Origin of the sequence: Pseudomonas vlassakiae (assembly GCF_014269035.2) — a bacterium.
GTDB lineage: Bacteria > Pseudomonadota > Gammaproteobacteria > Pseudomonadales > Pseudomonadaceae > Aquipseudomonas > Aquipseudomonas vlassakiae.
On the sequence record NZ_JABWRP020000037.1, the window covers coordinates 1 to 9,010 of the forward strand.

5 protein-coding genes and 1 rRNA gene are annotated in these 9,010 nt (G+C 62.1%); 3 read left to right on the plus strand and 3 right to left on the minus strand.

Features of this window, described 5'->3' with window-relative positions; genetic code table 11:
- Both HU738_RS25575 and HU738_RS25580 read left to right on the plus strand, forming a co-directional pair.
- The coding region (locus HU738_RS25575; protein ID WP_217871527.1) for an immunoglobulin-like domain-containing protein at positions 1–4,726 on the plus strand (4,726 nt) is incomplete at its 5' end.
- An 80-nt stretch (positions 4,727–4,806) separates the two neighbouring features.
- Positions 4,807–5,148 carry a tryptophan synthase subunit beta gene (locus HU738_RS25580; RefSeq protein WP_176509967.1) on the plus strand — a complete coding sequence of 114 codons (342 nt, stop codon included), beginning with the start codon at positions 4,807–4,809 and terminating at the stop codon, positions 5,146–5,148.
- Between the two features lie 2 nt (positions 5,149–5,150).
- Here HU738_RS25580 and lapD read toward each other — a convergent pair whose 3' ends face one another.
- Together lapD and lapG are read right to left on the minus strand one after the other, a co-directional pair.
- Positions 5,151–7,094: a cyclic di-GMP receptor LapD gene (lapD, locus tag HU738_RS25585; protein ID WP_186605002.1), complete on the minus strand. Its 1,944-nt coding sequence runs from the start codon at positions 7,092–7,094 to the stop codon at positions 5,151–5,153.
- Between the two features lie 10 nt (positions 7,095–7,104).
- Complete coding sequence (gene lapG / locus HU738_RS25590) at positions 7,105–7,782, minus strand: cysteine protease LapG (protein WP_371870334.1); 678 nt, start codon at positions 7,780–7,782, stop codon at positions 7,105–7,107.
- 288 nt (positions 7,783–8,070) lie between these two features.
- Here lapG and HU738_RS25595 point away from each other — a divergent pair, with 288 nt between their 5' ends.
- Positions 8,071–8,760, plus strand: a complete 690-nt coding sequence (locus HU738_RS25595) for a GntR family transcriptional regulator (protein ID WP_176509963.1) — start codon at positions 8,071–8,073, stop codon at positions 8,758–8,760.
- A gap of 75 nt (positions 8,761–8,835) precedes the next feature.
- Here the strand turns inward: HU738_RS25595 and rrf are convergent.
- A 5S ribosomal RNA gene (gene rrf, locus HU738_RS25600) occupies positions 8,836–8,951 on the minus strand.
- Between the last annotated feature and the right edge of the window lie 59 nt (positions 8,952–9,010).

Consider the following 9,010-nt stretch of genomic DNA (forward strand, 5'->3'; position numbering starts at 1 on the left):
GAACCTGGCGATCAACAGTACGGCGGCAGTCACCACCGTCAGTGACACCATCGACACCTCGACCGTCACGCTAACCGCGACGCCATCTGTGGCCGAAGGCGGCACTATCGTCTACACCGCAACCGTCACCGCCCCAGTTACAGGCTCGGCTGTCGTGGTGGCCTTGGCCAGCGGCCAGACCATCACCATCCCGGTCGGCCAAAGCTCCGGTACCGCCACCGGCGCCGTCACCAACGACGTCTACCAAGGCCACGCAGCGGTCACCAATAGCATCACCAGCGTCAGCGGCGGCAACTACGAAAACCTGGTGGCGAACAAGGCGACGGTCAGCACGACGGTCACCGATGTGCGGGACACCACCACCGTCACCCTGACCGCTACGCCCTCCGTGGCCGAGGGGGGCACCATCGTCTACACCGCCACAGTGGATGCGCCCGTCACCGGCAGCCCGGTCCTGGTCAGCCTGGCCAACGGCCAGACCATCACCATTCCGGTCGGCCAGAGCTCCGGCACCGCCACGGGCGCCGTGACCAACGACGTTTACCAAGGCCACGCGCCGGTCGCCAACAACATCACCAGCGTCAGCGGCGGCAATTACGAAAATCTGGTCGCCAACCAGGCGCCAGTCAGCACCACCGTTACCGATGTGCAGGACGCCACGACGGTGTCGCTGACGGCAACGCCTAGCGTGGCCGAGGGTGGCCAGATCGTTTACACCGCAACCCTGACCAGCCCGGCGCAAACAGCGGTCACCGTGACCCTGAGCAACGGCCAGACCATCACCATCGGCGCCAGCCAGTCTTCCGGCAGCATCACCGTGGCGGCGCCAGCCGACGACGTCTACATCGGCGCGTCCACGGTCAGCACCACGATCACCAACGCCACCGGCGGCAACTTCGAAAGCCTGGTAGTGAACCCGGCGCCAGCGGTTACCGCCGTGACCGACACGTTGAACACCACCACCCTTGGCATCACCGGCTCAGCCACCGTGGCCGAGGGCAACAACGCAACCTACACGCTGACCCTGAGCAATGCACCGCAGACCGACGTGGTAGTCAAGCTGAGCTACAGCGGCACCGCCAGCAACGGCGTCGACTACACCGGTGTGGCCACGGTGACGATAAAAGCCAACAGCAACCAGGCCACGTTCACCATCCCAACCTTGAAGGACAACATCGCCGAGGGCACCGAGCAGTTCACCATCAAGATCGACTCGGCCACCGGCGGCAACTTCGAGGGGCTTGCGATCAGCCCTGCCGCAGGCAGCATCACTACCCAACTCTACGAGCCAGCCCCGGTGCTGGACCTCGATGCCAACGACTCCAGCGGCAAGACGGGCGCCGACTTCCAGACCACCTTCACCGAAAACGGCAGCGGCAACTCGATCAGTGACCTGGATATTTCCATCACCGACTTCGACAGCTCGCAGATGGCCGGTGCCACCGTGACGCTGACCAATGCCCAGGCCGGCGATGCCTTGAACCTGGGCAGCAGCGTCAACGGCATCACCGCCACCTCCAGCGTGGTCGCCGGCAAGGTAGTCCTGACCTTGACAGGCAACGCCTCGCTGGCCGACTACCTGCAGGCGATCAAGAACATCACCTTCGTCAACACCAGCGAGGACCCGAGCACCACGCCGCGGATCATCACAGTCACGGTCACCGACGGGGTCAATGTATCCAACACCGCGACCGCCACGGTCAACGTGGTGGCGGTCAACGATGCCCCGGTGTCCACCGGAGGTATCGTCACCGGCGTGGAGGACACTGCGCTGGTGCTGAACTGGAGCAATTTCAACGTCACCGACGCCGACACCCCGACCGCAAGCCTGGGCGTCACCTTCACCCAGCTGCCGACACTCGGCACCCTGCAGTACAACAACGGCACCGCCTGGGTGAACGTGACGGTCAACCAGACCGTGAGCCAGGCCGACATCGCTGCCGGCAAGCTCAAGTTCGTACCGTTGGCCAACCAGTCCGGTGCCGATGGCTATGGCGGCTCTGGCGTGGGAAACAACCAGGCTGACTATGCACAGATCAGGTTCAAACCCACCGACGGTATCACCCCGGGCAGCGAGACCACGCTGAAAGTCGATATCACCCCGGTCGCTGACACGCCGACCCTGAGTATCGGTAGCAACAACGTCAACTCGCTGGGCCTGACCAAGGAAACCTGGACCACCCTGACCGGCCTGGGTACCAACGGCAATGGCATTACCGGCGATGCGCTGAAAACGGTCTTCACCAACTCCGGCACCGCCACCAAGTCCGAGACCACCACCAATGTGCAGTCCGACGCCAGCGTTGCAGCACAAAGCGGTTCGAAGACCTCCGGCCTGGTCTACCTGGAAGCCGGCAAGACCTACACCTTCAGCGGGACTGCCGACGACAGCCTGTTGGTGAACATCGGCGGCAAGAACGTGGTAACGGCTACCTGGGGTACTGGAGGCACCGTGGCGGGCACCTATACACCAGCCACAAGCGGCTACTACACCCTGGAGGTCTACCACGCAAACCAGTCGGGCCCGGGCAGTTACGACATCAATATCAAGGTTGGCAGCGGCGCGGTGGGTGACTTCAACAGTACCAGCATCGCCATGTACCCGAACGTCACCGCCCTGGCCAACGCCGGCGTTACGGTATCCGACCTACACGGCAGCAGCGGCCAGGGCTACTACGATGGCTACAGGCTCAACGAAGGGCCGGAAAACGGCAGCGTCAAGCTGGTGGGCATCAGTAGCAGCCTGACTGACACCGACGGTTCCGAGGCCCTGAGCGTCAAGCTGGCGGGCATTCCGGCCGGTTCGGTGATCAGCGACAGCGCCGGGCATAGCGCTACCGTGGGGGCCACGGCGGTCGACGTCAGCGGCTGGACCCTGAACAGCCTGACGATCAAGCCACCGGCCTACTACAGCGGCCAGTTCGATGTGAAGGTCACCTCGACCTCCACCGAGTCGGTCGGCGGTAGCTTTGCCACCACCGAGGGCACCCTCAAGGTCACGGTGTACCCGGACAACTACACCACCTCCCAGCTGACCATCGCCAACGACAGTACAGCCGGCACCTACGGCGACGACATCATCATCGCCGACACCGCTGGCTTGCACATGACCGCCGGTACCAACTACAACCTCGCCTTCGTCGTCGACACCTCGGGCAGCATGGGCAGTACCGGTATCGAGGCGACCAAGGCGTCCCTGGCCACTACGTTCCAGACCCTGCTGGCGGATGCCAAGGCCACCGGGGTCGGCACGGTGAACGTGCTGCTGGTGGACTTCGCCACGCAGGTCAAGAGCACCGTTGCAGTCACCCTCAACGATGCCGGCCTCAAGACCCTGCTCAACGCCCTGAGCGGCATGAGCGCGGACGGCGGCACCAACTACGAGGATGCGTTCAAGACGACGGCCAACTGGTTCCAGAGCCTGAAGAATGCCGGCGTCACCGGCACCAACCAGACCTACTTCCTCACCGACGGCCAGCCGACCTACTACCAGACCGGCGAGCAGACCAACCCGGCACTGGCCAACAGCTCGGTCAAGCTCGACACACTGCTCGGCAACATCAGCTACAAGATGGGCGACACCCTGACCAACTATCAGCTGGACACCAATAACCGGGTGTCGATCGACGCCACCGGCAAGCTCACCGCTGAAACCCGCAGCTTCGACCTGCTAAGCCTGAGCTACAAGTGGAGCGCCGTAACCACCGGCCTGATCCACGCCGAAGGCAACGGAGGCTATGAGCTGTCGAAGCTAGCGGGCACCGGCAGCACCACGACCAGCGATACCCTGAGCAACGCCACCTCCAGCTTCGCACTGCTCGCGGCGCTATCGTCGGTCGAGGCGGTCGGCGTGGGTACGGGCATCAGCAGCACCGACCTGAAACCATTCGACAGCGACGGCGTACCCCAGGTCAACGTCGACCCGAGCAAGATCTCCGATGCGATCCTCGGCCACACCGACCAGACCATCGCCGGCGCCGACACCATCAGTGGTGGCGACGGACACGACATCATCTTCGGCGACCTGGTGAGTTTCGACTCGATCCCCGGCAGCGGCATCGAGGCAGTCCAGGCCTTCGTCGCGACGAAGCTAGGCGTGGACACGAGCTTGGTGGATGCCAAGGTGATGCATCAATACATCAGCGAGCATTACACCGACTTCGACCTGTCGCGCACCAACGACGGTGCCGACACCCTGATGGGGGGCGGTGGCAACGACATCCTCTTTGGTCAGGGCGGCAACGATTACCTCGATGGCGGCAAAGGCAACGACATCTTGCTCGGCGGCACCGGCAACGACACCTTGCTTGGCGGTGAAGGCAACGATCTGCTGTTCGGCGGGGCCGGCAACGACATGCTCATCGGTGGCAAGGGCAATGACATTCTCAGCGGTGGCGCCGGTGCAGATACCTTCGTGTGGAAAGCCGGCGACATCGGCCAGGACGTGATCAAGGACTTCAAGCTGAGCGAAGGCGACCGCCTCGACCTGACCGACCTGCTGCAGGGGGAACGTGGCACGACCATCGACAACTACCTGAAAATCACCACCGTGGGCGGCGAATCGACCCTGCAGATCAGTACGGAGGGCAAGCTCAATGCAGCCGGCGGGCTGGCCAATGCTGACGTGTCGATCAAGCTGGAGGGGGTGAACTGGTCGAACACCAGCATCAACTCACTGATCAGCGGCGCAGACCCAACCATCAAGATCGATAACAACAACAGCTGACTGGCAGGCGCAGCAGGGCAAAGTTGCCTATGCTGCGCCAGAGCCAAGCCTAAGGATTCAACATGATGAGGATGGACGCCATGTTCTATGTGCAACGCGACGGCGAGGGGCAGTTGGCGCGGGTCGAAGCCGCACCCTACGCCGAGTACACGGAAGTGCTGCCCGCCGACCATGCGGAGATTCAGGAATGGTTTGCCGACGATGTCGTCGAGAATAGCCTCAAGCAACTCAAGCAAAGCGACCTGGACATGATTCGCGTGCTCGAAGACCTGATCGAGGTGCTGACCACCAAGGGCGTGATCAGCATCACCGATCTGCCTGCCGGAGCTCAGGCCAAGTTGCTCAACCGCTCGACGGCGCGCAAGGCACTGGGCAGCTTGAACAACCTGATCGAAGAAGAAGAGGAAGGCGGCTTGATCTGAGATCAGCGCCAGGGCGCAGGCTCCCCAGACAGCTGGCCCTGAATGCCCTCAATGCCCATGTCCAGCAGTACCTGGCGCTCGCCTTCCGTCTCGACCCGCTCGGCGATCAGTGGCAAGTCGATGCTGTGCGCCGCACGCTGGATCGCTTCGATGAATAGCCGCTTGTGTTGTTCCTGGTCGATGTTGCGAATGTAGCTGCCATCGATCTTCAGATACGCCAGGCCCAGATGCGCCAGGTTGCCGATCATGCTGAAGCGGCCACCAAAGCGCTGCAGCGCCAGGCCGAAACCGAGCCCGCGCAGGCGCCGGGTCAACTGCTCCAGCGCAACCTGCTCCGGCAGTTGCTCCTCGCCGATTTCGAAGATCAACTGAGCACCCAGTGCCGTGTTCTGGCCCAGCAGCTCATAGACGCGTTGCAGGGCCTTCTGGTCGGCCAGGGTTGCGGCAGACAGGTTCAGGGCCAATACCTGACCGTGGCTGCGCAGATGGGCAAGGACCTTTTCCACTACCAGCAGGTCCAGCCGCGTCATCCAGCCAAAGCGCTCCAGCCAAGGCAGGAAGCGGCCAGCGGGCAAGGCTTCGCCCTGCTCGTCGAGTAGCCGCGAAACGACTTTGTAATGGAGCACCCGCTCTGGAGCTTTGGTCTGGACTACCGGCTGGAAGAACAACTCGAAGCGGCTTTTGACGAACGCCTCGTCCAGACGCTTGTGCCAATCGTGCTGGGTGTCACCCACAACAGCGGCGGCGCCTTGCTCCAGGCATACCCAACCCGGCAGCGGCTGATGCTCGGCACGTGCCAAGGCCTCGTCGGCCAGCTTGAGCAGCGCCTGCGGCGCATCACCCGGGCTGAACGGTGCCAGGCCAATGCAGGCGACTGGGGAGATATCGCTGGCTCCGGTTTCGTGCAAGCTTTGCAGCGCCGCCTCAAGGGCCTGGGCAAGCCGCACCGCGTCTTCGTGGACCATACCTGGCGCCAAGACGGCGAATTCACCACCGCGGCTGCGGGAGATCAAGTCGTTGGTCTCCGGGAAGGTGGCACAGGTGCGCCTCAGCTGCTCACCCACCGCTTGCAGCAGCTGGTCCGTACGCTGTCCGCCAAGACGTGCGTTGAGCCCAGCCAGCCCCTGTACACGCAGCAACAGCAGGTAGCCGGCACGGGCCTCCTCCATGTTGCTGACTCTGGCGTTGAGCTGCATCTCGAAGTAACGCCGGTTCGACAACCCGGTCAGGCTGTCCTGATAAGACTCGGCGCGCAGCCGCTCACTGCGCTCAGCCTGCTCGCTGAACAGCGCCTTGAGCTTTTCGACCATCTGGTTCAGTGCCTGCACTACCCTGCGCAGCTCCGGCGTGCGCGGCTCCGGGAGGGTATGAAACTCACGCCGGGCAATGGCGTGTGACTGTTCAACCATCGCGTCCAGCGGGCGCAGCTGCCGGCGCAGCAACAAAGCACCAAGCGCCGCGCTCGCGGCACCGCACAGCAGTAGCCAGCCCAGGCTGCCCAGAGCACTCTGCCAAAGCTTGCCAATGGCAAACATGGGGTGGCTGATCACCTCGACCCGCGCGGCCTGTTGCCAGCCCCGGCTGACGATTGCATCGCCACCTGCCGGCTCCAGTCCGATCAGGTGGATGAACCAGGCAGGCACGCCACCTGGGTCCGGCTCGGCGCGACGCTCCACCAGCACGGCGTTGGAGGCCAGGTCGATGACCTTGATGCTGGCATAGTAGCCGCTGTCGAAGATCGAGCTGACCATCAGCTCCACCATGGCCGGGTCATCGATCTCAGCGGTCAGTGACAATGCCAATGCGGTGGCTGCGTCCTGGGCATGCGAGCGCAGCTGGTTGACGTACTGGCTGCGCGAGCTTTCCAGGCTGACCATGAAGCTGCCGCTGAAGGCAACAACCAGGAACAGACAAATGGCCAACAGCAGTTGTTTGAACAGTGACATCTGCGCTCCTTCAATAGACCGGTTCGGCCGGGAACCCTTCGGCCTGCATTTTCTTCAACAAGTCCTGCCAGCGTGACAGGCGCTTGGTGTCGCCGACCTTCTTGTTGCCTGCGGCGCCGGTTAGCCACAAGCCTTCGCCATTGAAGGCGTACACCGGCAGCAGGTCGGTGCGTTGGCTGGCCGGTTTGATTGCGTCCATCAGGCTGTCGAGCACCAGCGGCTGAGCCTGTGGGGTTGAATAATAGGTCAGTACCATGTGCGCACGGTTCTGGCGAAGGGCTTTGACATAGGTGATGCGCAGCTTCTCGGCAGGGATGCCCATGCGGCGCAGGCTGAAGTACTTGGCAATTGCGTAGTCTTCGCAGTCGCCGGCGCCCTTGATCAGGGCCTGGATTGGCGTGGCCCAGTAGTCCACTTCATGCCACAGGTCGATGTCTTCGACATAGCGCAGCTGCTGATTGAAGAACAGGTTGACCACCTGCAAGCGCTGCAGCTCGGTGCCTTGGTTCTGCGTCACCATGAGGTTCTGCCAGGCATCGATGCGGGCCTTGCCTGGCCCTAGCGGGCCATAGAGGGCCTGGGACTTGCGGCTGATCTCGGTGAAGTCCCAATCCGCCTGCAGCCCGCCCAGCAACAGGCTGCCAAGCAGTAGCGCAAGGCAGACGCGGCGCACAGGGGTTTTGAGCATGCAGGATATCGCCAATGCGAAGCCCTGTTCAGATCAGTCCAGAGCAGCGATGGTGCGGCCTGGCCACACAAAAGACAATGGCACCGCGAAATCATGTAGCCGATGGTCGGCAAGATAGAACTTTATAGTTAATGCTAAGGAAGTGTCGCTTCCTTTGCCGGGATATCTCATCCACCATAACTGTGAACCCAGGCCGCTCGCTTCTTCGCCAGCGCAGGTTTGACAAGCCCCCCTACCTGTCACTAGGGTCATTGGATCCAACTTTTTTGTCGTCGAGGCATACTTCGCTTGGCCGAGAAAATCAAACTCAAGAACGTGCTGGCCAGCGAACAGCTGGCAGCACACCTGGCCCGTAGCGTTATTGAAGAACGCCTGCGCAGTGCCATTCTCGATGGCCGCCTGCCACCTGGCACCGCCGTGCGCCAACAGGAAGTTGCCGACTTGTACGGTGTCAGCCGCATGCCGGTGCGTGAAGCGCTGCGCCAGTTGGAAGCGCAATCGTTGCTGAAGGTGGAAATGCACAAGGGTGCAGTGGTAGCCCCCCTGATTGGCGAAGACGCAGTCGACACCTATGCATTGCGCGTGCTCCTGGAGAGCGAAGCGCTTCGCCAATCCATTCCGCTGCTGGATGCCGATGACATCGCCAGTGCGCGTGGTTACATCCAGCAACTGGAGAACGAAACCAGCCATGCGGAAATCGGCCGTCTCAATCGGCTCTTCCACATGGCGCTCTATGGCAAGGCATCCAACCAGAAACTGCTGCGTCTGATCGAGAACGAGCTGAACGAGGAAGAACGCTTCTTGCGCTTTCACCTGTCATCCATGGGGCTGGGCAAGCTGACCCAGGACGACCATAACGCCCTGGTGGATGCTGCCGCTGACAAATTGGTCGACGAGGCGGTAAGGGTGCTGGAGCAGCATCTGAACAATGGATCGCGGGTGATCAGAAACTACCTGGACAAACAACTCGCCCGCTAGCGCACACGTCAGGGTACTGTAGCCCGGAAAAGAAAAAGCCCCTGTCTGCAATGCAGACAGGGGCTTTTGTTTGAATCTTGACGATGACCTACTCTCACATGGGGAAACCCCACACTACCATCGGCGATGCATCGTTTCACTGCTGAGTTCGGGATGGGATCAGGTGGTTCCAATGCTCTATGGTCGTCAAGAAATTCTGTGTGCCGGTCCGTCCCGAGGACGTACCCGCGAATCTCTGTAGTTCCTACTT

What these genes read in the sequence shown, in the direction of transcription:
- lapD (WP_186605002.1), bottom strand. Translation starts at nt 7,094, where the DNA reads ATGTCACTGTTCAAACAACTGCTGTTGGCCATTTGTCTGTTCCTGGTT.
- HU738_RS25580 (WP_176509967.1), top strand. Translation starts at nt 4,807, where the DNA reads ATGTTCTATGTGCAACGCGACGGCGAGGGGCAGTTGGCGCGGGTCGAA.
- lapG (WP_371870334.1), bottom strand. Translation starts at nt 7,782, where the DNA reads ATGCTCAAAACCCCTGTGCGCCGCGTCTGCCTTGCGCTACTGCTTGGC.